Raw genomic sequence first — 24,293 nt, 5'->3', positions numbered from 1 at the left:
AAAAGCATATCGCAACCTGCCCCAGACAAAGATGCAGGCAATATCACCATCAGCACAATTGCTGTAAAAATTCCGGCTCAAATACGGCCTCGGTTGCCTCTGCCAATCGCTCGATAGATATTTCACGCTCTTGGCGAATATCCAGCAACTGCGCATTGTTTAAACCAGCCCAATCCAAGAGCGCGGTCAAGGCAACAGGTGAATCAAACAGACTGTGGAGATAGCTACCCAGAATAAGATCATCGCTACTCCGTGCGCCCTCTGGCATCAGCTCATCATTCAGCTGCACATAACAAGCGGGCGAACTCAAGGCAGCACCAGAGCTAATACCGCAGTGAATTTCATAGCCTTGCAGGCTGCTGGTTTTATCCCACAAAAAACCTGTCCGTTGCTGCAATATTTTGTGCGGCTCCAATATTGTTTGCAGCCGCAATAAACTCAACCCTTCTGAACTGCCCGGTGCCGACTCCAAACCTTGCGGGTCATGAATCATATCGCCCAGCATTTGAAAACCACCGCAAATACCGATGAGTTTTCCGCCGTAGCGCAGATGCTTTTTGATTTGCGCATCCCAACCCTGCTCGCGTAAAAATTGCAGATCAGCGCGCGTATTTTTACTGCCGGGAATAATTAACAAATCGCAGGCAGGAATAGTTTGATTCGGCCCCACCCATTGAAAACTCACCTGCGGATGTAAACGCAATGCATCAAAATCGGTGTGATTGGAAATGCGCGGTAATGCCAAAACTGCAACTCGAAAACTGGATGATGTATTAATCGAATCGCCCGTCAGTGCGTCTTCTGCATCCAGATATAAGCCGTGTAAATAAGGGATAACACCCAACACAGGTTTACCGGTTTTTTGCTCAAGCCAATCCAAACCCGATTGCAACAGCCCTATGTCGCCACGAAAACGATTGATGACAAAACCAATTACGCGCTGCTGCTCGGATTCGCTCAGCAATTCGAGTGTGCCAACTAAATGTGCAAATACACCGCCGCGATCTATATCCGCAATTAAAATTACCGGGCAATCGACCGCTTCTGCAAAACCCATATTGGCGATATCGCGATCGCGCAGATTAATTTCGGCGGGGCTGCCTGCACCTTCAACCAAAATCACATCGTATTGCTGCTGCAAGCGCTGGTAGGAATCCAGCACGTATTCCATCGCCTGATTTTTGTAATCGTGATAAACCGCTGCTTCCATATCGGTGACGGCTTTGCCCTGCACAATAATTTGCGCGCGGGTATCGCTCGTGGGTTTGATCAGAATGGGATTCATATCCGTATGGGGTTCAAGCCCAGCGGCTTGCGCCTGCAATGCTTGCGCGCGCCCTATTTCACCCCCATCCACCGTTACCGCAGAATTCAAAGCCATATTTTGCGGCTTGAAGGGTGCAACCGATATGCCACGGTTTTTCAAAATGCGGCAGAGCGCGGCAACCAAGGTGGTTTTACCTGCGTCCGAAGTGGTGCCCTGCACCATCAAAGTTTTAATTTTATTTGCCATAAGAAAAGGATTACCACTCAATCCCTTTTTGCGCTTTTACGCCTGCATTAAACGCATGTTTAATGGATTTCACTTCACTAAAAGTATCCGCCAAATCTTCCAGGTATTTTTTTGCACCGCGGCCTGTGATGATCACATTTTGATTGCGCGGACGATTTTGAATTGCCTCGATGACTTTATCTTTATCCAGATATTTGTAATTGAGCATATAGGTCAGCTCATCCAACAACACCAGATGAATTTCCGGATCGCGGAATACATGCTCACATTCAGCCCAAACCGCCTCAGCAGCGGCTTTATCCTGCTCGGCATTTTGAGTTTCCCAAGTAAAGCCGGTTCCCATCACAAAATATTCGAGTTGCGCATTGGCGCCACGGAAAATACTTTCAGTTAAAAAGTTTTTCTCGCCACACTCCCAAGTGCCTTTAATAAATTGCACGATGGCTACCTTGTAGCCGTGACCAAGGCAGCGCAAGGCGGTACCAAAACCGGATGAACTTTTACCTTTGCCATCGCCGGTTAACACAATCACTACACCGCGATCTTCATCGGCACGTGCGATTGCTGCATCGACAATTTCTTTGCGCTGCTGCATACGCTCCTGATGGCGTTTAGCCTTGTCATCAGCGTTAGTATTGTCATCGCCGCTGGAATTAAGATCGCCAGTAGATTCAATATTATCGTCAGTCATTTTATTCTCGCTATAAAAGTAAAAATGCCTCCGGGCATCGCCAGGAGGCATCAAGTTAACAATTAAATTACGTAATTGCTATTAGAAGCGCAAACTAACGCCCGCTTGGTAATTGCGCTCTGGCTGCGGGTATTGCCCCCAAGTCGAGTGCAAACCAGCATAAAGTTCATTGGTCAGGTTGTTGATGCGACCACTGAATTCAAGCTGTTTGTAGGTATAGAGTGCCGCCAAATTGAACACCACTAATGATGGCAATTTCGGGCCGGCATTGGCTTCATCGTTCGATTTATAACGTGAGCCGGTGTAAACACCTTCCAAAGAAAAATTCAGTGCCGCAACCGGAGTGAAAATAATATTGGCAGCGGCAGAATTTTCGGCAACAAACGGCACTACTTTACCGTCATAAATACCATCCACAATTTCCGCATCTGTGTAGGTGTAGTTGAAGCGCAGCGACAACTCCTGGCTTACAGTTGTATCTGTGGTCAACATAAAACCTTTACGCTCGGAATCTGGCAGATTGATATTAGCGCCGTTGTAAAATTGATTATTTGGCACGCTGGCGTCATACACAATTTCATCATTCAAGGTCATGCTGTAAATCGAGTAGGTGACTTTACCCACAGCGGTTTTCCATTCTGTGCCCAACTCAAAAGAGTCACCGGTTTGCGGATCCAGAAACACCACATCGGCAGCAACCAAATTGTTTTCATCCGGGTTGGCAAAACGGAAGCTCTCGGCGTAGCGCCCGAAGATGCGCCAATTATTACCTGTGTCGTAACTCAAACCTAATTCGGTTGCACTCAGGTCATCATCTTGCGCGAGTGAGTAGAGATGATTTTTATCTTCCACCTGCGCAAAACGTGCGCCCGCAGTCAACGTTAAATTAGCGATAACCGGATAGACCGCTTGCGCGTAATAACTTTGCTGTTGCTGCTCTGACTCAAGCGGAGAATAGGCATTATTGCTTTCGTAGAAACTATCAACATCGTCATAACCAATGGTGACAACAGACTGACCGTGTTCAGTAGCGAATTCACCAATCAAACGCGGCGTTAAGCTTTTAACGCGCATGGATGCATTAGTAAGACCCCATTGATAATAATCAGTCTCTTCATTGCGATCAGAGTATTCTGCTAACAGACTCCAGGCAGAACTCAAATCAATGCCAAATCCGCCACGGGCAATATCGGTTTTTTGATTGCTGTAGTCATCGGGAGAATTGGTAGCGCGGCGATCAATAGCAACTTCTGCATCGCTCAATGAACCAGCAAGACGCAATTGATCATCAATCTGCTGACCTTCAACAAACACAAAACCGTTGGAGAAATCGTAACGCAGATTGGCCAACAGGTTTTCGTAGGCAGATTGATTGTTATCGCGATAGTTATCGGCATTGCGTTTTTGCGCAGACACACTGTAGCTCAAACCGTTTTCAAATCCTTGTGCGACATTTGCATTGTAATCTTCCAGATTATCGGTGCCGCCAGTTGCGCTTACCGAACCATTTATTTCACCGGCTTTTGCACGCTTGGTGACGATATTGATCACACCACCAACCGCCTGATCGCCATAGAGAACACCCGCACTGCCCTGCACGATTTCAATACGCTCAATATCTTTTAGCGCAACAGTGTTTAACGCGGGCGCTGCCAAGCTTGGGTTATTCAGTTTGCGCCCATCAACCAATACCAACACATTGTTCGCACCCGACAAACCGCGCATTGAAGCAGTCACGTTGCGTGCGCCGCTGCCATCGGAATCGGTTAATTGAATACCTGCTTGAGTGCGCAACACTTGTGACAACAACTGCGCGCCGCTCAGTCGAATATCTTCTGCGGTAATCACATCAATTTGCGTCGCAACTGGTAGCTGCGCTGTTTCACTGCGCGTTGCACTCACGTATACGGTTTCGAGTGTTTCATCTTTTGCCTTTTTTTCGGCCGCAAAAGCAGATGAAGATGTAATAGCGATAATTGCTGCGCTGAGGCTAGAGAGTAAAAACGCGGTTGATTTGTTAGACATGAGATTCCTCAATCCAAATGGGATGAGGGAGGGAAAGCGGAAAAAGAGGTATGGATGCGATCCAACATACGCACAGATTTCCACCGATGTTGCCCTCCGCGACATCGTGAACAAAAGGAGCATAGCTCCGGATTTGAGGCTGGTATCGGACTCATCTGCGGCACATTGCGCGCAAGATTTACCGTTGCGGGGGCAGTGTCGGGATTGCATCGCTACTTCATCTATATAGCAAGAGAACTATATAGAAGCAGAACGAGCGCACCGACTTCCCATTGACTCTGATCCTGGCCTCACCCTGCTTAAAGAATGAACACCCATCAGACACCTCGGGCGCGCAAGTTAAGGCGCACAGAACAACAAGTCAAGCGCTTATCCCCCTGCTCTCTAGCAGGCCAGATATCGGATTAAAAACTGCCACCCAAGCACGCTTTATGAAAATTTCTCATCTCAAGGTTGTCACACGCAATTGTTATAATATAACATTCCACAAAATTTCAGACGCCAGCCAAAGTGCTGGGTATTCACATTGCGTTAGATCAGGGGAGAACATCTTGGCTAGAAAGATCAACCTTCATAAATCCTTATTGTGCTTGGCGATTGTTACAGCGAGCCATTCCGTACTGGCACAAATTCAAGGCGTGGTACGCGATGAGCAAGGCCAGCCGATTGCTAATGCCACGCTCGATTTGGTCGGCTCCACGCTGAAATTTCGCACCAACCAGCAGGGTGAGTTCAGCTTGCCGCCGCAAACCCGAAGCGAAGTTGAGCTGCACGTAAAAGCCCCCGAGTTTATGCACAAGACTTTCCATCTCAGCCAAAGCGATAAGCCGGTCGAGCTGGTACTGAGCAGCACGACCATGGAAGTGGTGAATGTGGTTGGCTTGCCGTGGCATGCATCCAATATGGAATCGGCGCAGCCAGTTACCGTATTGGGCGGCGAGCAATTGCGCGAGCGCCAGGCATCGACCTTGGGTGAAACCCTGAAAAATGAAGTGGGTGTGCACTCCAGCTACTACGGCCCGGTCGCCAGTAGCCCGATTATTCGCGGCCTTGAAGGCCCGCGCGTATTGGTGACACAAAATGGTTTGGATGCAGGCGATGCCTCGCGCGTTGGCCCCGACCATGCTGTGGCGACTGAAGCCTCAACCGCGCGCCAGATTGAAATTCTGCGCGGCCCTGCAACGCTCTTTTACGGCAGCGGTGCCATCGGCGGTGTAGTTAATGTGGTGGATGATCGCGTCCCGCAGGGTACAGATACCTACGGCGAGTGGCGTATCGAGCAGGATTCAGTGGCCGACGACAAACTCGTCTCCGCCAGCGGCAACACTGGAGTGGGAAATATTGGTTTACATCTGGATGGTTTCTGGCGCGATGCCGATGACTATAAAATTCCCGGCCCTGCTGAAGCCGATCATGATCACGCAGACGATCACGAAGAAGATGGCCATGATGATGGTCGCTTGGCCAACTCCGCCAATGAAGCCCAAGGCTTTAATCTGGGCGCGAGTTACATTGTTGATAATGGTTTCGTCGGTTTTTCCTACGGCCATCTCGACCGCCAATACGGTATTCCCGGCCACTCCCACGGCGATGAAGATATACCTGTCTATGCCGACCTGAAACAAGATCGCCTACAAGTGTTGAGCGAGCTGTCGCTGGACGATGAATTTTTCAGTGCGATCAATACCCGCATCGGCTTTACCGATTACGAACATCAGGAAATCGAAGATGGTGTAGTCGGCACCACCTTCTCCAATTTCAGCCAGGAAGCGCGCGTGGATTTATTCCATCACCCGATTGCCGATTGGCGCGGCGCGCTCAGCGTACATTTGAAAAACAGCGACTTTGAAGCCATCGGCGATGAAGCCTTTACCCCGCCGAGCAACACCAACACTATCGCACTGGCATTGATGGAAGAGCGCCATTTTGGCGATGTATTAGTCCAGTTGGGCGCGCGTGTCGAGCAGGTCAAAACCTCTGCCGATAATTTGCAAGTCGATTTAAACGAGCATCACCACGATGAAGGTGAACATGACGGAGAATTTCTAAATGTCTATTCCATTGATCAGGAGTCCACGCCCTTTAGCGCCTCCGCCGGATTGGTGTGGGATTTCACCCCAGGTTACAACATCGCTCTGTCATACACCCACGCGGAACGCGCGCCCTCGGCGCCAGAATTGTTTTCATTCGGCCCGCATATTGGCTCGGGTTTGTATGAAGTTGGCGCACTCTTACAAGTAGTTGAAGACGAAGACGGCGAATACCATTTGGATTTGGCGCGCGCCGATGTGGAGCTGGAAACCTCCAACAATATCGATTTATCGCTGCGTAAATTCGAAGGCGATTTTGGATTTATTTTGAATGCGTTTTACAACAGCATCGACAACTATTACTACCTGAGCGATACCGGATTAACACGCGAAATTTCCCACGAACACGGTGAAGGCGAACACGCACATGAGGATGAGGTCGAGCTGCCGGTGTATATATACCAAGCGCGCGATGCCAATCTCTACGGTTTTGAAAGTGAATTTATTTGGCAAGTCAGCACGCCGCTCAAATTAAGTTTTACCAGCGATTACATTCGCGCCGAATTGGCCGACGGCGGCAATTTGCCGCGCATTCCGCCGCTGCGTGTTGGTTTAAAAGCGGAATTTGAACAAGGTAATTGGCGCGCTGAATTCGGCAGCCAACATTATTTTGAGCAGGATGATGTCGCCACACTCGAAACCAGTACCGATGGTTACACACTGGTCGATGCGCGCGTGAGTTACAGCTTTAGCGATGCCTTCACGCTCTACCTCAAAGGCAACAACCTGACCGATGAATACGCGCGCGTCCATTCATCTTTCCTGAAAGATATAGCTCCCCTTCCTGCTCGCTCATTCGCAGTGGGCATCAGCGGCAATTTTTAATTGCCGCTGACCAATGAATTCTTTCTATTAATTCTGAATAAGGCAATTAACAAAATGAACAAGAACGTCATGGCAAATTTTTCATTTCTGCTCGCGGCAGCGCTACTTGGCGGTTGCGGCGGCAGCGATACCACCATCGTTGAGCGCGAGCCTGTTCCTATCGAAGATGATCACGACCACGATCATGATGACGAAGCAGCAACCCAAGGTCGTTTGCTGATTTCCCCCAAAGACGCTGCCAGCGTCAGCGTCTACGACATCAACGCGCAGGAAGTGATTTACGAATTACCGACGAGCATTGCACCCAACGCGATTTACTCATCACCCAGCTATCGCTACGGTTTTGTTGTGCAGCGCCTTGCTGATCGGGTCGATGTAGTTGATGGCGGCGAGTGGCAAGAAGATCACGGCGACCATATGCACGATTACAGCGCTGATCCAAAAGTGATGGCATTCCACACTGACGATTCGCGCCCAACTCACTTTGTAAAAACCGACGATCAAACCATCATCTTTTTTGATGGCAATGCAGAAACCACAGCTCCCGCAAAAGTTGGTGTGTTTAGCGAACAAGATGTAGCGGATAACGGCGTAGGTAATTGGTTAAACCACACAAACAATATGCACGGTGCAGCGCAAGCGCGCGGTGATTATTTGTTGTCGTCACTGCGCGATCCGGAGCAAAGCTCAGCAAATAAAGTGGCGGTTTATCACTCGCACAATGGTTTTTATACCGATGAGCAAATCCTGACTGAAACCTGCCCCGGCTTGCACGGCAGCGCACAAAATGAAAACCAAATCGCATTTGGTTGTACCGACGGTGTATTAGTGGTCACTCAAAGCGGCGACACTTTTAGCGCGAGTAAAATCGCAAACCCAACCAGCTTTACCGGTAGCATGCGCATTGGCACTGTATTGGGAACGCATCACCATGAAGAATTTGTTGGTATCGCCTCTGGCCAATTTTTTGTGATCGACACAACTGCAAACAGCATCACTCCAATCAACTGGGTGGATGCAAATGTATCGCCAGCACCTACTGCTGTGGGTTACGGCTATGCTGATGGCGATGAGTTGTTTGTGATTTTGGATAGCAATGGGGTATTGACGATTCTCGACAGCCACGACTTTAGTGTGCAAGCGCGCGTACAGGCGATCAGCAGCAATGTTGCGCTATTGCCAACCGGCAGCCGTTTTGAATTAGCGCTGACGCCCGGCCATGTGGCTTATGTGAGCGATCCGATTGCCAACCAGATCAAGCAAATCAATCTGGATGAAGGCACTGTCACCAGCAGTTTGCAATTGGATTTTGTGCCGAACAAGTTTGTCTGGTTGGGTATTGCTGAGCCAACCGAAGAAGGTCACGACCACTAAGCGATTTATTTTTCAGCGGCGAGGCTTAATCCCTCGCCGCTGAATCTGCGACACCATCAGACACAGCAGTTACGCATACACACCACCGCCAACATCCCTGCGCATACGCATTTCAGCCAACATCTCCCGCTCGGGAATATTGCCAGCCCAAACCGGGCGCAATTGAAAATGCGGCTGATCAACAATGGTTTTCCAATTGCCGCCCCACTCCAAACCCAGTTCCATTCCCAATACACCTACCGCTTTGTATTTTGGCGAGTCGCCAAGATATTTACTGCCTTCAAACACACCCACATCAAAGGCAATACCAAAGTTGTGATTGGAATAGCCACCGCGCGCTTTGGTGACTATATTGCCCGGCGCAGTACGCCCCTGTGCGTAGAGCGCATTCTGTTCTTCATAAGTGCGTAAACCGCTAAGAATTTTAATCGTTACACCATTTACAGCAGCCTTATGTACCAGCGCACGCGCAAATGGCTGCACCTCGGGTAATAACGTGGCGATAGTTTTTTCACTGCGCGCATCCACCGGCTCCAGTCCACCCACCTCAGTTTTCATTTCCGTTTTTGTTACTTTGCAGATTTTTTTGTAAATCGCACCCCAAGTCTCGGGGCCAGCTTTACCATCCACATCAATACCCAACTCTTGCTGTACAGCGGCAATCATTTCTTCGATACGCATAGGCAGCTCCTTGACACTCGTGAATTTACGAACAAATCGCTAACACTGACGCATACCCAGTTATACGAACTATTGCTCCCAAGGTAAATCCTGCTCGCTAGTATAAAAATGAATAATCAAAAAACTGGATAGCACCGCTATTCAAGAAGAGTTAACGCTGCTGTTAAAAGACATGTCTATAATCCATAGTACTTTGATGTAAACAAGGCTAACGCGAGAAGGAAAAATGAACTCAAACACTGTTTTACTCCTACGTCGATTTGCATACCCCGCCTTATTGCTTATCAGCTCGACCTACCCATTAACCGCATGGGCGATGCAGGAAGGCATGGAAGAAAAAATTGCCGATGTGGTCGTATGGATCGTTATTGTGGCAATCCCCATAGGCGCACTCTACTTATTCTGGAAGCTGCACACCCTCCCGGAAATGATCGCAGAGAAAAAACAGCATCCACAGAAAGGCGCGATACAGGTTTTGTGCCTGCTCTCCCTCGTTTTTGGTGGCCTCTTGTGGCCAATTGCCTGGCTCTGGGCTTACACCAAACCGACCAATTACAAAATGGCTTACGGCACTGACAAGCACGATGACTTTTTTCTAAAACCGAATGGCGAAGCACCGCAAAATATGGAATTAGCGGTGATTGATGATGAACTCGCACAACTCAAAGAAAAGCTGGATGGATTAGAGAAAAAACGCGAGTTAATTATCGCCAGCCAAGACACTCCAGCACAGGAGCAACACCATGCTTGAGATGATTTTGGTGAGCTATGGTTTTTTGGTGTGGCTGGTCTGTATCAAATTAAAACTTCTGCCGTGGAATATTAAAACCCAAGTCGGCGCTGTCTCCGGTGGTATTGGCATAGGCGCATCGATACTGCTCACCATCAATATTGTTACCCCTATTTCGCACGATGTTCGCGCCATCAATTTTGTTGCCGAAATCGTCCCGCGCGTGTCAGGTAATGTTGTGAGAGTGGCGATTGAAGGTAACCAGTTAGTAAAAAAAGGCGATGTACTCTTAGAGATAGACCCAACGCCTTATCGTTTAAAAGTCAAGCAACTGGAAGCGCAGGTTGCCGATGTCACCGCTTCGGCAAAAACCCTTTGGCAAGATTTGGATAGCGCTAAAAGTGCAACGACTTCTGCGCAAGCACAATTAGCCTTAATGAAAAAACGCCTCGCACAATCGCAAGAATTAGCGCTCGCTGGTGCAGGCAATGTATTTGATGTAGAAAGTTTTGCCACCCAGGTCAAAATTGCAGAAGCAGCTGTCGCCAATGCCAAAGCGGCTGAAAGCAAAGTAATGACGCAACTGGAAGGCGTTGTAGGCGAGGATATTGCGCAGGTCGCACAGATAAAAGCGCAGCTGGAGCTGGCGCAGTACGATTTGGAATCCACCATTATCCGCGCCCCTGCTGATGGTTACGCTGTAAATGTGATGGTGCGCCCGGGTAATTATCTGGTCGCTATGCCCTTTCGCCCTGCGCTCAGTTTTGTTGAGCACGAGCAAAAACTCATCGCTTTTTTTGATCAAAATGAATTGCGATTTATTCAGCCGGGCGATAAAGCAGAAATTGCGTTTAAAGCACTTCCAGGACAAATTGTGCGCACCAGAGTCGAATCCATTATCTGGGCAAATGCGCAAGGTCAATCCATGCAAAGCGGTGCCATACCCGGCACACCTGCAGAACACAGCACTGTTCCTGCACAAAAATATGCCGTGCGTTTGGTGCAACAGACTGCTGGCAATGAGCAGCCACTCGTTATTCCTATGGGTGCGCGCGGCGGTGCAACAATCTACACGCAAAAAATGGCACCGCTGCACATTGTGCGAATGGTGATGATCAGAGCGCAATCGATCATGAATTATCTGGTACTGAAACTTCATTGATAAATATGTCATTCACTGAAACTCAATCAAACATTCATAAAGAGAATCAGCAATGTCTCGCTCAATGATTTTTAATCACACAAAGATTTTTAACCACGCAAAAGCCAGCCTTCTGACGCTAACTTTTTTGTTATCAGGCTGTGTTGCTACACCGCCGACGCAAACGGAATTAGCGCAACAAGCATTAACGAATTTGCATCAACCAGCACAGTGGCAATTTGCGCAAACGCCCGGTGAGTTTGATGCAGCAGCATTAGGCTTTCATTTGCCACCTGCATTAATCGAATTGATTAAAGAAGCGCAACTCCACAACCCCGATTTACGCATCACCGCCACACGTGTTGCGCAAGCGCAGGCTGCGCTCACTGTGGCTGGCGCATCTTTGGTTCCTTCGCTGGCAATAGGTGGCGAAACCGGTAATTCACCTATACCAGCGGCATCCATCACCACTGAAGGTTTGGCTTTATTGTCCACTTGGGAAATCGATATTTGGGGCAAAACCCGCAGCGCTAAAGCCGCAGCGCAAGCCAATAGTCTCGCAGCAGAATTAGATGAGCTGTATATAAGGCAATCACTGGCCGCGTCCGTCGTAAAAGCATGGCTTGCAGCGGTTGAGGCCGAACGGCAAATAGCATTTAGCCGCGAGCTAGTCGATTTGGCCGAACAACAATTGCAGTTGATGCAAGTCGGCCGCACCGTGGGGCGAAATTCACAGCAGGAAATAGTGATCAGTCAATTGGCGGTAAAAAATTATCGCAATCAAATTTTGCAAAGCGAACAAGCAAGCAATGCAGCAAAACGCGCGCTAGAAGTTTTACTCGGGCGCTATCCAGACAGTGACATTAGTGTCGCTAATAATTTACCCCCAGCCCCCACTCCGATCCCCGCCGGATTGCCATCGGAATTACTTGAACGCCGCCCCGATTTACGCGCAGCCGAACAGCGTTTTCAAGCGGCGTTTTATCAAGTAGAAGCGGCAAAAAAAGCCAGACTACCGAACATTTCACTGACCGCAGGTTTCGGTGTTGTCGATGATGATGTAAGAGCGCTGCAAGAGGATCTCGACAATCCGGTATGGGGCGTAAAAGGCACGCTACTCGCACCAATTTTTAATAACGGTGCATTAAATGCGCAGGTTGAAATTAAAACGCAACAGCAACAAGAATCCACTGCGCTTTACGCCAAAACTATGCTGAATGCATTAAATGAAATTGAAGGCGGGCTATTCAATGAACAAAATCTCGCCGCGCGTTATGAGCTGATGCAAGCACAAGTCGCCGACCAGCAACGCATTCTGGATTTAACACGCGTGCAAGTTAAAGTCGGCAGCAGCAACCGCTATCAGCTTTATCAACAAGAGATGAATCTGGCCAGCAACCAACTCGCCTTGCTACGTATTCACAATGAGCGTTTGATCCAACGGGTTAATTTACATTTGGCGCTGGGCGGGCTTTATTCGATGTGAAATTAATTAATCGACTTTTCGTTCATTTAACCGTTGATAAAGCCAATTGAATAATCCTGATTGATGCAACACCCAACCGCCGGCGAAACCAATCAAGCTTCCGAGTACAATATCGAACAATCGCGCCTTAAGCAGTAAGTCTGGATTAATACTGGTGGGGCTTGCCTCGGCAAACAATACGGTTAAGGGTGTAATAAAAATGACGGCCAGCCCATAGTTGCGCACAACCAAAAACTCGATCAAAAAATTGAGCAGCACAATAACGGCAACCATCTCCCAAGTAGTCAATGAAAATTGGAAAATAACCCAAGCCAACCCCATGCCGATCACAGTACCTGCAATACGATGGACTTTGCGATGCCAGACCATGCGGAAGCTCACACCTTGCATGATCGCCGCTGCTGAGATTGGTACCCAATAAGGATTGGGCAAGCCAATCAGTAAAGCAATCAAATAAGAACCACCTACAAATAGACCTATTACGCAGGCTTCCATAACAATGACCGATGTGCGTACTTCTTGTTGCTGCTCGGGAATAATGACGGGCACACGATGTACCGCCCACAGGCTATAAAAGAACACCAATAAGCAGGATAAGATTCCCCCGAGTGTCATTAAGCCTACTCGCATGGGTAGTGCCGCCAAATCAAACGGAAGCGTAACCCCCATCACCGTAACTAAAATAAAAAAGAAACTTCCCGGCGGCGGCATGGCGTAAAAACGTGTGATAAACGCAGCCAGTGTAGCGACATAACCCAATATCGCCGCCCCCAAGTAAGGGTAAAAACTAACACTCAAACCCAATGCAAAACTGGCAGCAAACCCAAAAGCACATACCACCATAGTTGCCATACGGTGTGGAATACTGGTGGGTCGAATGTATAAAAACACCATTGCTCCCAAACAGCCAATTAAACCCAAATCAAAGCGGCCAAAATAAGCACCTATTGATGTAGGAATACCTACCGCTATCGAGGCTATAAAAGGGATATGCCAAGGTCGATTGGCTTTTTTCAGCGCAAATAGAGGAGCAATATGATGCTTAATAAAATTCACGTCATGTTTCCAGAATTAATTCTCTCAGACACTACTCTTTACGCTGGTTTTGTTTAATCACACGCGGCTCAGCGGCGGGGATTAATTTTCCATCGCGCAGTTGAATCGCTTGGGATGCCCCCATGCTTGGCCAGACTTTTAAATCGTGACCTTTTTTCTGCAATTCTTGTTGAATCTCAAGCGGCATAGCGGACTCAACAAATAACACATTCGGATTCCACTGTTGATGTATGCGCGCTTGCGCCATCGCCTGCTCGACTGGCATGCCATCGTTTAATGTGTACAAAAGTGTTTGCACGACTTGCGAAATAATGGTTGGTCCTCCCGCCGCGCCCAACGCCATTACCGGCTCATTATTTTTAAAAACCAAAGTTGGGCTCATGCTCGATAGTGGGCGCTTGCGGGCAGCGATTGCATTTGCATCCGAGCCCACCAATCCAAACGCATTGGCAGCGCCAACCTGTGCAGAAAAATCATCCATCTGATTATTCAGCACAACTCCAGTTCCCGGAATAACTATTTTGCTACCGAAGCTGGTATTGACGGTGGTGGTGATCGCCACCCAATTGCCTTCTTTATCTGCTGCAGCAATATGGGTGGTGTGTTTATTCATCAGATGTTCGATATCCACATCAGGATTACCGTGTGTAGAATCCGCGCTGGATTTATCCAAACTGATTTTTTGCGCAATGGTTTGTGCGTAACGTTTATCCGCAAGTGTTAACGGCACCTTGGTGAAATCGCTATCGCCCAACCAGTAGGCGCGATCCGCAAATGCAAATTTCATCGCCTCTGCAATCAGGTGATAACGCGCAGCTGCGTCTAAAGAATCCAGATCAAACTGCTCCAGAATATTCAGAATCTGCGCCACGTGAATGCCACCAGAGCTGGGCGGAGGAAATCCGTAAAGTGTGTAACCGGCGAATTCCGATACTATTGGCTTGCGCGTTTTTACTTGATAGTTGGCAAAGTCGCTTGCGGTAATCAAACCACCATTGGCCGCCATCCAGCGCCCGGTTTTTTTAGCAAAATCACCATTATAAAAATAACGTGGCCCCTGCTTGGCGATGGAGCGATAGGTCGCGGCTAAATCTTTTTGTTGCAGTTGTGAGAATGCAGGCAATGGCTGTTTATTTTTATCCAGATAAATTGCCGCACTGGCAGGAAATTTCGCCAGGTTTTCTGTCGTCGCAGCGATGCGATCCGCAAGTGCAGGGGATATCGCAAAACCTTTTTCCGCCAATTCTGCCGCAGGCAAAATCACTTCACGAAACGATAATTTTCCACCGAGTTTTTGCAATTTGTCATAGGCCGCAACAGAACCGGGAATGCCCGCTGCTAAAGCACCTGTACGGCTGAGTTCAGGGTCGGCCTTGCCATCAATCACATACATATCGCGCGTTGCTTTCGCAGGTGCCATTTCACGCCCATCCAGCGCCAGAATTTTTCCATTCGCCAAACGCACTAATACAAAGCAGCCACCACCTATACCGGAATTGTGTCCATCCACCACACCGAGCGTAAACGCTGCTGCAATTGCAGCATCAATTGCATTGCCTCCACGCGCTATTACATCCATCGCAATTTGCGTAGCATGAGGGTTAACTGTAGCGACAGCAGCATTACCATCGGCGCTCACTTGTGCGTATTGATTGGTTTGACCATCAGCAAATACTTGAACGATATTGGTCAGGAATACGCCAAGCAGCAAAGCAGTAATTTTTTTCATATCTATAACCAAATTTTGTGCGACAAAACCCAAGTCTATTACCTGCACACAGTTTCAGCCACCACTAATCAGATTGCGCCTAGAAATTCGCGCCGACCTTGGTCTACACTTCGGGCATTGTTTTTTCTCAGCAGGCAACTTAATTATCCGTAGAGGTTTACTTATGCGATCAGTAACAAGGGCGTTAGTATTGAGTTTGAGTGCATTGTCAGCGAATAGCCTGATCACAGTATCTACACAAGCCGCTGAAGGCATGTGGACTCTGGATAACCTGCCCTATGGGACAATGGAAAAAACCTACAACTTTAAACCGACGCAGGAATGGGTAAACAAATCCATGCGCAGTGCTGTGCGTTTGGCTGGTGGCTGCTCTGGTTCATTTGTATCTGCGCAGGGGTTGGTGCTGACTAATCATCACTGTGTGATTGGCTGCGTTGAAGACTTATCCAGCGAAAAACAGGATTTAATAAACAATGGCTTTTTAGCCAAATCCACCAGCGAAGAAAAACAGTGCCCCGGCATGGAAATAAATCGCTTGGAAAAAACCGAAGATGTCACTGCGCGCATGCAAACTGCACTGGCGGGGTTATCGGGAAAAGACTTTAGCGAAGCCAAAAAGAACGAACAGTCACGCATTGAAAAAGAATGTGTGGGCGATGCCGGCGATCAGCGCCGCTGCGATATTGTCGAGCTCTACGGCGGCGGCCAATATCATGTTTACCAATATGCGCGTTATCAGGATGTGCGCTTGGTATTTTCACCGGAATTTGCGTCCGGCTTTTTTGGTGGCGATCCGGATAATTTTAATTTTCCGCGCTACAACCTCGATATGAGTTTACTGCGCGTTTATGGCAGCGATGGCAAACCACTAGTGAATAATGATTGGTTCCCCATCAACCCTAAAGGCGCAAAAGAAGGCGAGTTGGTAATGACACTCGGCCACCCCGGCACCACCCAGCGCCAATTAACCATGGCGGAATTGGAAACCCAGCGCGACTTGGTATTGCCGTTTCGATTGATTCTCGCCTCTGAATATCGCGGTTTATTATTGCAATACTCTGCCCAAGGCGAAGAGCAGGCGCGCATCGCTCAAACTGAATTAACCATGGTGGAAAATGGCATTAAAGCGCGCACCGGTATGCACCAAGCGCTGCTATCACCCAGTGTGATGAAACAAAAACGCGATCAGGAAAATAGTTTCCGCATTTGGGTGAAGAATGATCCGGCACGCGTAGCAGCCTACGGTAACCCTTGGCAAACGTTGATCAGCACTCAAGAAGCATTGCGCAATCTATATGTTGATTATGCGATGGTAGAGCTGGGCTTTGGCGCCATGTCGCAATATATGACTTGGGCGCGCACCTTGGTGCGCGGCACCGAAGAAAAAGCCAAACCGGATAATCAACGCTTGCGCGAATTTGCCGATGCCAGCCTGCCCGCAGTACAAGCCAGCCTGTTTGCCGAAACACCCTTATATGCAGATTTTGAACAAATGAAACTGGCGTGGTCACTCAGCAAATTGCGCGAAAAACTCGGTGTAGATAACCCTGTTGTTAAACATATTTTAGGTAAACAATCACCCGAAGCACTGGCGAAAGATATTATCGCCAACAGCAAATTAGGCGATGCCGCACTGCGCAAACAACTCTGGGAAGGAGGTTCTGCCGCCGTCAAACAAAGCAGCGATCCAGCACTCAAACTTGCCGCACTAATTGATGAATCCGCACGAAAATTCCGCGCCGATTACGATCAAAATATCGAGCCAATACAAAAAGCGGCTGCGCATCAATTAGCCAAAGCACGGTTTGACTATCAAGGTACAGGGGTTTATCCCGATGCAACCTTTTCATTGCGTTTATCTCACGGCGTGATTCGCGGCTGGGAAGAAAAAGGCGAAATGATTCCACCTTTTACCGACTTTGCCGGCCTGTTTGATCGCGCTACTGATTTTGCGCCGTTTAAATTGGCCGATAGCTGGACTGCTGCGCAGAAAAAATTATCGAAAAAAACACGCTTTAATCAGGTTTCCACCAATGACATTGTCGGCGGCAACTCTGGTAGCCCGTTAATCAATAAAAAAGGTGAAGTAGTTGGATTGATTTTTGATGGCAATATTAAATCGCTCGGCGGCACTTACTTTTTTGATGAGTCGGTGAATCGCGCAGTATCAGTTCACACAGCAGCGATCAGCGAAGCCTTGGATAAGGTTTATAAAGCGGACAATCTTGTTAAAGAGTTAAAGCTGAAATAAATGGTAAAACTGAATCAATAAAGCGAGGCACAAAAAAACCAGCAAGATCATTCCATTTGTGATCTTGCTGGTTTTTTATTTTGGAATTTTATTTCAAATTTTTTACTTCTGAATCTGTATCACTGGGCAACAGGCACTAACTGCACACGCGGCGGGCTGCCCAATTTAATATCGCCACGCACTCTGTACCCCGGAACTGCATCGCGCATCTTCTGATAAATCCAACGTCCTTCCACATCGGTACGCGCAATAATAATCGCCAAGCTATTGGTTGATTGTAGCTTTTGTGCGATCTCCGTTAATTTGGCAATGATTGCCGGATCATCTTTGCCGAGCAGACTCGCATCCAACAAAAACTCATTGGCGCCGCCACGATAAGGCTGCACTGGCGGTGCAGATTTAATTTGCTCCTTCAAACCATCGGCAACTTCTTTAATTAACAGGTTATTCGGGTCAACCACGCGCGCGTTATTTAGCATCGCCGTCGCCTGTGAGTAATTGCCACGTGCAGCCGCCTGACGAGCAAGATCCACATAGCGCATTACAATCCCCTGCAAGCCACCTTTGGCGCGGGTATTTTCCGGGTCGAGCTTGAGCGCCGCACGGAAATAGTCATAGGCGTTATCGTTGGTGGGGGTCAGTAGCTGATCCTTTGACAGGGTGTATTCACCATTCAATAACAGCATTTTTACCACTCGCTGCTGCTCAGTAACCACAGGCTTGGGCTGCACTACCGGCGCAGGTGCCGGGGCGGGCTGTTTTTTCTGATTGGCATAAAAAGGAATCTGGCAGGCGCTGAGTGCGCACGCCAATACAATCAGCACACCGCCACGCCCCACATGACGACCAACACTACTACCGACGGAAAGACTCATAGCACCTTTTCTCTTGATATAAAGGACTGAAAACCTGCATAAATTTCATCTTAACTTGAGCAACCAGACATTCATCGCACAACAACCTGACAGTCACCGCATCACAAAAAATGGCACTCAGATAGAATGTTCTTGATTCGCTGCTGTCTAGAAGGCGGCGTATGTTACTGTAAGTCGCGCCGCCGGGCATCACACAATAAGACCCTGCCCCTTACACATGTTTATCCAGACTGGGAAGCTCCTTATACCATGCTAAATTTGCGCCCGTTCACGCTTGGTTTTGTGTCTCGTTTTACCCTGCAGATACTTTTTTTTTCCAGCATTCTGTTTACGCCGTTCGCCAGTGCTGACGAGCTAATCAAGAGCGATCCTTTTACTAAAAGCGATCCGTTCAGCAAAAGCAGCAGTGTCGATACCAGCTTACTCGCCGGTCAGGACGATTTTTTACCCGTCGCCGAAGCTTTCAAACCCAGCTACAACATTGAGCAAGGCAAGCTGGTGCTGCACTGGCAAATAGCCGACGCCTACTATTTATATGAAGAGCGTTTCAAGTTTCAGCCAGACCAAGGTGTTGAACTCACACCCAGTTATACGCTGGGCAAGATGAAGTATGACGAGCTATTCGAGCGCGAAACCATGGTGCACTACCATGAAGTGACCGCCAGTTTTGATCTTGCCGGCATAACTGCCCCTTTTGACCTGAAGCTGGAATATCAAGGCTGTGCCGATGCGGGGCTGTGCTATCCCCCACAAAAGATGGCGCTACATATTGATCCAGCCAATGCAGTAGTCACCGAGCAAGCGCCAGCCGCCAAACCGCTTGCCAGCAGCACATCAACAACCAGCAAATCGCTTACACAAACACCCTCAACCAATTCTGGCTGGATACTACAAGCATTGTTGCTCGCCATACTGGGCGGCATGATCCTCAACTTAATGCCTTGCGTGTTTCCAGTGCTATCGATCAAAGTGATGAGCTTAGCTGCGGCAGATCGCTCCCGCCTCGCACTGCACGGATGGGTTTACACGCTTGGAATAGTGGTGTGTTTTGTCGGATTTGCCATCGCCTTGCTGCTCGCACGCAAAGGGGGCGAAGCCATTGGCTGGGGCTTCCAATTGCAATCGCCGGGATTAATTGCAGCCCTCGCCTACCTGTTTTTTGTGATGGGATTAAGCATGTCCGGCCTGATTCACCTTGGCGGCAGCCTGATGGGCGCAGGGCAAAATCTGACGCAAAAATCCGGCCTTAGCGGCTCCTTTTTTACCGGGGTATTGGCGGCCGTAGTTGCAAGCCCCTGCACCGCTCCTTTTATGGGCGCCGCGCTGGGGTTCGCCCTAACCCAACCTGCCCTCGCCTGTATCGCGGTATTCGCCGCTTTAGGTTTTGGCATGGCGCTGCCCTTATTAATCCTCTGCTACTTACCGGCACTTGCGCAACGCCTGCCCAAACCCGGCGCATGGATGGATAACCTCAAACAATTCCTCGCCTTTCCGCTGTATTTGAGTGCTATTTGGCTACTTTGGGTATTCGGTCGCCAAACTAGCGTTAGCGGCATGGCGGCACTTTGCGCAGGTGCCGTTGCCATCGCTTTTGGCTGCTGGTTGACCGGACGCAAAGCACGTGGTTTTTGGCAATATCTACGTCGACTGATCATCGCCACAAGCTGGGTAGCAGCAGTATTTTTAGCTTGGCAAGGCACACAAAACCCAACCAAAACGACCGCGATGGATGATCGCTGGCAGGCTTATACTCCCGAATTAGTAGCCGCGCTGCGCGCCGAAGGTCGCCCGGTATTTATTAACCTAACCGCCGATTGGTGCCTGACTTGCCTTGCAAACGAGAAGATTGCACTGCATACACAAGCAGTTGAACAGGCATTTGATGAGCTAAATATTGCGACGATCAAAGGCGATTGGACGAATACTGACCCGAAAATCACCGAACTTCTGCAAGAATATGGCCGCAGTGGAGTGCCTTTATACCTTTGGTTCCCCGCAAATAGCCGCGATCAAGCCATTGTTTTACCCCAGCTTTTAACGCAAGACTTGGTCATCCGCATATTAAAAGGTGAAGATAAGCGCTAATTTCCTTGTTTTTGGCGAAATTGGAAGATTTTAACTACCATTTTCATCAACTTCCCGCATCTTGTCGCTAAAATGGGTGCAAGATGCAGGGATAATCCAACAAAACCGCTATTTCCAGCGCCATTTTTAATGCCACCACGAATAACTTCTGTAATCTTGCTGACATTTTCCGCCATCTCAACAAAATTTTGCGGGTATCGTGGACATCTCCTTTTTTTTACGGCAAACTCCTCCCACTTTGAAATCCCCGGCAAGCTGAACTTCGCCTTTCGGCGCGAGTCCCAGCATAAAACCAGAATATCACCGCAGGTTCATAGCTAATGGCAACCATTTTGGTACTTCACGGCCCCAACCTGAATCTGTTAGGGCTGCGCGAACCAGGCATTTATGGCGCGACCACGCTAGACGACATCAACCGCAACCTGACCCAAATTGCCACCACCGCAGGCCATCATCTGCAAAGCCTGCAAAGCAATGCCGAATATGAATTAATTGATCGCATTCACGATGCGCGCAAAGAAGGTGTGGATTTCATCATTATCAATCCTGCCGCCTTTACCCACACCAGCGTCGCCCTGCGCGATGCCCTACTTGGGGTAGATATCCCGTTTATCGAAGTGCACTTATCTAACGTACATAAACGCGAAGCATTTCGGCACCACTCGTATTTTTCCGATGTCGCCCAAGGTGTCATCTGTGGCTTTGGCGCCACCAGTTATGAACTGGCGCTACAAGCAGCATTCAAACTCGTTAAATAGCTTTTTATTCATTAATTTGGCGCTCCCGCCAACAACAATCACAACAAACCTTGTTACAGAGAGGATTTTATGGATATTCGCAAAATCAAAAAACTGATCGAACTGCTCGAAGAGTCCAACATCGGCGAGCTGGAAATCAAAGAAGGCGAAGAATCTGTTCGTATCGCGCGTAACAGCGGCACCACCCAATATTTCAGCGCACCAGCACCAGCTGCTTACGCTGCCCCAGCCGCCCCGGCAGCGGCACCCGCAGCCCCAGTAGCTGCCGCTCCAGCCGCTGCCGCAGAAATTGCAGGCCACGTGGTTAAATCGCCAATGGTCGGTACCTTCTACCGCTCACCAAGCCCAGGCTCACCTTCTTTCATCGAAGTAGGTAAGCAAGTGAAAGCGGGCGATGTAATTTGCATCATCGAAGCGATGAAAATGATGAACCAAATCGAAGCCGACAAAGCAGGTGTTATCGGCGCCATTCTGGTTGAAGATGGCAACCCAGTTGAATTCGATCAGCCTCTAGTGACCATTGTTTAATCATCCGCTGCGGTTGTTGTACGCGACAACCCATCGCTAATCGCTGAGGAACTGATTTATGTTCAAGAAAATTCTGATCGCCAATCGCGGCGAAATCGCGCTGCGTGTATTGCGCGCCTGTAAGGAGTTGGGCATCAAGACCGTTGCCGTTCACTCCCAAGTTGACCGCGACCTGAAACACGTACGTTTGGCGGATGAGTCTGTGTGTATCGGACCAAATCCGTCACCTAAAAGCTATTTGAACGTACCTGCCATTATCGCAGCCATGGAAATCACCGACTCCGAAGCCGTTCACCCCGGCTACGGTTTCCTCGCAGAAAACGCTGACTTTGCCGAGCGCGTGCAAAAGAGCGGCTTCACCTTTATCGGCCCGGATCCAGCGGTAATCCGCATGATGGGCGACAAGGTAGAAGCAATTAAAGCTATGAAAGCTGCAGGCGTTCCCACCGTACCCGGCTCTGACGGCCCAGTACCGGAAGATGAAGACGAGTGCAAAAAAATCGCTCTGCGCATCGGTTATCCGGTGATTATCAAGGCCGCCGCCGGTGGTGGTGGTCGCGGTATGCGCGTGGTGCACAACGAAGCTGCGCTGATCAACTCTATCCAGATCACCCAAGGTGAAGCTAAAGCTGCATTTGGCGATGGCACCGTATACATGGAAAAATTCCTGCAGAACCCACGCCACGTGGAAGTGCAGGTAATGTCCGACGGTCAAGGTAGCGCAATCCACTTGGGCGACCGCGATTGCTCATTGCAACGTCGCCACCAGAAAGTACTGGAAGAAGCACCAGCACCGGGAATTCCGCAAGACGTGCGCGAAGCAACTTACGCCGCCTGCGTTAAAGCCTGTATCGATATCGGCTACAAGGGCGCTGGTACCTTCGAGTTCCTTTACGAAGATGGCCGCTTCTACTTTATCGAGATGAACACCCGTATTCAGGTGGAACATCCGGTATCAGAAATGGTGACTGGCGTTGACCTGATCAAAGAGCAAATTCGTGTTTGCTCCGGATTGCCTCTGTCAATTAAGCAATCAGACGTGATCATCCGTGGCCACTCATTTGAATGTCGCATCAACGCCGAAGACCCAAAAACCTTTATGCCTTGCCCCGGCTTGGTAAAAGGCTTCCACGCTCCTGGCGGCTTGGGCGTACGTGTGGATTCGCACCTGTACAACGGCTACACAGTGCCGCCTAACTACGACTCAATGATCGCCAAAATCATCACTTTTGGTGATACCCGCGAAATCGCATTGGATCGTATGCGCAACGCACTGGATGAAACCATCGTGGACGGCATCCGCACCAACATTCCGTTACAACAAATGCTGGTACGCGACCCGGAATTCCGCAAAGGCTGCGTGAATATCCACTATCTGGAAAAGAAACTGGCAGAGTAAAATTTGCTAGTGAGTCGAAAGGGCGCGATTTATCGCGCCCTTTTTGCTTTAATCTCCCTCAAAATCAACATCACATCAATTCAATACACCTTTACCAAAAGCAGAATTCCTATGCCTTGGCTGCAACTCAAAATCATCACCACCCGCCGCTACGCCGAATCCATTGAAGATTCACTGCTCGCCAGCGGTGCCGCATCTGTCACCCTGCAAGACAACGCCGACCAACCAATTCTCGAACCGGGATTGGGCGAAACCCCACTTTGGGACAGCGTGAGAATCACCGGTCTGTTTGATGCAGAAATCGACACCGCAAAAACCATCGCCATCGCCCAGCGCCGTTTTGGCAACCCGCTGCCAGAGCACTTTTGGGAACAGCTTGAGGACAAAGATTGGGAGCGCGAGTGGATGGCAAATTACCATGCCATCAGCTGCGGTGAACGATTGTGGATCTGCCCCAGCTGGCAACAGCCACCAGAGCCAGATAAGGTGAATTTGATGCTCGACCCAGGCCTCGCCTTTGGCACCGGAACTCACCCGACCACCTTTTTATGCATGCAGTGGATTGATCAGCAGGATTTCACCGACAAAGAAGTGATCGACTACGGCTGCGGCTCCGGCATCCTCGGTATTGCCACCCTGTTACTTGGCGCGAAAAAAGTGATCGGCGTCGATATAGATCCACAAGCCCTGCTTGCTACCACCGAAAACGCCAAGCGCAACAATTTGCCGGAAGATGCCATGCCCGTGCATTTGCCACCGCAATGCCCGGACGTGCAAGTGGATGTAATGCTCGCCAACATCCTCGCCGGTCCACTGGCAGAACTGGCTCCAGCATTAAGTGCCATGACCAAAGTCGGCGGCAAACTCTGCCTGTCGGGGATTTTATCTGTGCAAGCAGAATCGGTAATGGCAGCCTACAAACCCTGGTTTAAGTTTGACCCTATCGCCGAACAGGAAGAATGGGTGCGTTTAACTGCCACTAAAGTCAATTAAGGCGAAAGCAATCAAGAAAAGTGAGCTAGTTGGCATTGCCGATGGAGAATCTGACGACCGTGT

The 24,293-nt window shown here is 49.1% G+C and carries 19 protein-coding genes and 1 riboswitch; of the genes, 11 read left to right on the top strand and 8 right to left on the bottom strand.

The annotated features are described in order from the left end of the window. Positions 1-49 precede the first annotated feature (49 nt). The 3 genes from SPL68_RS16445 to SPL68_RS16435 form a co-directional block, all read right to left on the bottom strand. Positions 50-1,513, bottom strand: coding sequence for a cobyric acid synthase (locus SPL68_RS16445; protein WP_323816264.1), 1,464 nt, complete (start codon positions 1,511-1,513; stop codon positions 50-52). A gap of 10 nt (positions 1,514-1,523) precedes the next feature. Continuing rightward, the gene (cobO, locus tag SPL68_RS16440; protein WP_323816263.1) at positions 1,524-2,204 is read right to left on the bottom strand and encodes a cob(I)yrinic acid a,c-diamide adenosyltransferase; all 681 of its coding nucleotides are present in this window, start codon (positions 2,202-2,204) and stop codon (positions 1,524-1,526) included. A gap of 81 nt (positions 2,205-2,285) precedes the next feature. After that, positions 2,286-4,229, bottom strand: coding sequence for a TonB-dependent receptor (locus tag SPL68_RS16435; RefSeq protein WP_323816262.1), 1,944 nt, complete (start codon positions 4,227-4,229; stop codon positions 2,286-2,288). 120 nt (positions 4,230-4,349) lie between these two features. Next, a riboswitch (cobalamin riboswitch) is annotated at positions 4,350-4,535 on the bottom strand. 245 nt (positions 4,536-4,780) lie between these two features. Between SPL68_RS16435 and SPL68_RS16430 the strand changes: the two genes are divergently transcribed. Continuing rightward, a complete protein-coding gene (locus SPL68_RS16430; protein WP_323816261.1) occupies positions 4,781-7,144 on the top strand; it encodes a TonB-dependent receptor in 2,364 nt (787 codons plus the stop codon). A gap of 54 nt (positions 7,145-7,198) precedes the next feature. Next, positions 7,199-8,518 carry a 5-methyltetrahydrofolate--homocysteine methyltransferase gene (locus SPL68_RS16425; RefSeq protein ID WP_323816260.1) on the top strand — a complete coding sequence of 440 codons (1,320 nt, stop codon included), beginning with the start codon at positions 7,199-7,201 and terminating at the stop codon, positions 8,516-8,518. A 69-nt stretch (positions 8,519-8,587) separates the two neighbouring features. Here the strand turns inward: SPL68_RS16425 and SPL68_RS16420 are convergent, their stop codons facing one another. Then, positions 8,588-9,199: a M15 family metallopeptidase gene (locus SPL68_RS16420; protein WP_323816259.1), complete on the bottom strand. Its 612-nt coding sequence runs from the start codon at positions 9,197-9,199 to the stop codon at positions 8,588-8,590. Positions 9,200-9,425: 226 nt separating this feature from the next. On the opposite strand from SPL68_RS16420, the gene SPL68_RS16415 reads away from it, so the two are divergent. Genes SPL68_RS16415 through SPL68_RS16405 form a run of 3 tightly spaced genes read left to right on the top strand, consistent with a single transcriptional unit; the run spans position 9,426 to position 12,556 of the window. After that, a complete protein-coding gene (locus tag SPL68_RS16415) occupies positions 9,426-9,950 on the top strand; it encodes a DUF3302 domain-containing protein (RefSeq protein ID WP_323816258.1) in 525 nt (174 codons plus the stop codon). Then, positions 9,943-11,091, top strand: coding sequence for an HlyD family secretion protein (locus SPL68_RS16410; protein ID WP_323816257.1), 1,149 nt, complete (start codon positions 9,943-9,945; stop codon positions 11,089-11,091). The genes SPL68_RS16415 and SPL68_RS16410 overlap by 8 nt, the downstream gene beginning before the upstream one ends. 52 nt (positions 11,092-11,143) lie before the next feature. Beyond that, entirely contained in the window at positions 11,144-12,556 is a 1,413-nt protein-coding gene (locus tag SPL68_RS16405; RefSeq protein WP_323816256.1) for a TolC family protein, read from the top strand. Between the two features lie 6 nt (positions 12,557-12,562). Here SPL68_RS16405 and SPL68_RS16400 read toward each other — a convergent pair whose 3' ends face one another. Next, positions 12,563-13,612 carry an FUSC family protein gene (locus SPL68_RS16400; protein WP_323816255.1) on the bottom strand — a complete coding sequence of 350 codons (1,050 nt, stop codon included), beginning with the start codon at positions 13,610-13,612 and terminating at the stop codon, positions 12,563-12,565. Positions 13,613-13,643: 31 nt separating this feature from the next. Further along, complete coding sequence (gene ggt, locus SPL68_RS16395; protein WP_323816254.1) at positions 13,644-15,341, bottom strand: gamma-glutamyltransferase; 1,698 nt, start codon at positions 15,339-15,341, stop codon at positions 13,644-13,646. A 163-nt stretch (positions 15,342-15,504) separates the two neighbouring features. Here ggt and SPL68_RS16390 point away from each other — a divergent pair, with 163 nt between their 5' ends. Then, positions 15,505-17,592, top strand: a complete 2,088-nt coding sequence (locus SPL68_RS16390; protein WP_323816253.1) for a S46 family peptidase — start codon at positions 15,505-15,507, stop codon at positions 17,590-17,592. A gap of 119 nt (positions 17,593-17,711) precedes the next feature. Here the strand turns inward: SPL68_RS16390 and SPL68_RS16385 are convergent, their stop codons facing one another. Continuing rightward, positions 17,712-18,467, bottom strand: a complete 756-nt coding sequence (locus SPL68_RS16385; RefSeq protein WP_323816252.1) for a tetratricopeptide repeat protein — start codon at positions 18,465-18,467, stop codon at positions 17,712-17,714. Positions 18,468-18,716: 249 nt separating this feature from the next. Here SPL68_RS16385 and SPL68_RS16380 point away from each other — a divergent pair, with 249 nt between their 5' ends. Then, entirely contained in the window at positions 18,717-20,552 is a 1,836-nt protein-coding gene (locus tag SPL68_RS16380) for a protein-disulfide reductase DsbD family protein (protein WP_323816251.1), read from the top strand. Here SPL68_RS16380 and SPL68_RS16375 read toward each other — a convergent pair. After that, on the bottom strand, positions 20,549-20,806 hold the full coding sequence (locus SPL68_RS16375; protein ID WP_323816250.1) for a hypothetical protein: 258 nt from the start codon (positions 20,804-20,806) through the stop codon (positions 20,549-20,551). The genes SPL68_RS16380 and SPL68_RS16375 overlap by 4 nt on opposite strands. A 66-nt stretch (positions 20,807-20,872) precedes the next feature. On the opposite strand from SPL68_RS16375, the gene aroQ reads away from it, so the two are divergent. From aroQ to prmA, 4 genes are all read left to right on the top strand, one after another. Further along, positions 20,873-21,310, top strand: a complete 438-nt coding sequence (gene aroQ / locus SPL68_RS16370) for a type II 3-dehydroquinate dehydratase (protein WP_323816249.1) — start codon at positions 20,873-20,875, stop codon at positions 21,308-21,310. Positions 21,311-21,379: 69 nt separating this feature from the next. Continuing rightward, positions 21,380-21,838, top strand: coding sequence for an acetyl-CoA carboxylase biotin carboxyl carrier protein (gene accB / locus SPL68_RS16365; RefSeq protein WP_323816248.1), 459 nt, complete (start codon positions 21,380-21,382; stop codon positions 21,836-21,838). A gap of 58 nt (positions 21,839-21,896) precedes the next feature. Continuing rightward, positions 21,897-23,237 carry an acetyl-CoA carboxylase biotin carboxylase subunit gene (accC, locus tag SPL68_RS16360; RefSeq protein WP_323816247.1) on the top strand — a complete coding sequence of 447 codons (1,341 nt, stop codon included), beginning with the start codon at positions 21,897-21,899 and terminating at the stop codon, positions 23,235-23,237. Between the two features lie 111 nt (positions 23,238-23,348). Then, entirely contained in the window at positions 23,349-24,230 is an 882-nt protein-coding gene (prmA, locus tag SPL68_RS16355; RefSeq protein WP_323816246.1) for a 50S ribosomal protein L11 methyltransferase, read from the top strand. Positions 24,231-24,293: the final 63 nt, after the last annotated feature.

It is taken from the genome of Cellvibrio chitinivorans (genome assembly GCF_035117775.1).
Lineage (GTDB): Bacteria > Pseudomonadota > Gammaproteobacteria > Pseudomonadales > Cellvibrionaceae > Cellvibrio > Cellvibrio chitinivorans.
This window is presented reverse-complemented; position numbering and strand designations above follow the sequence as displayed.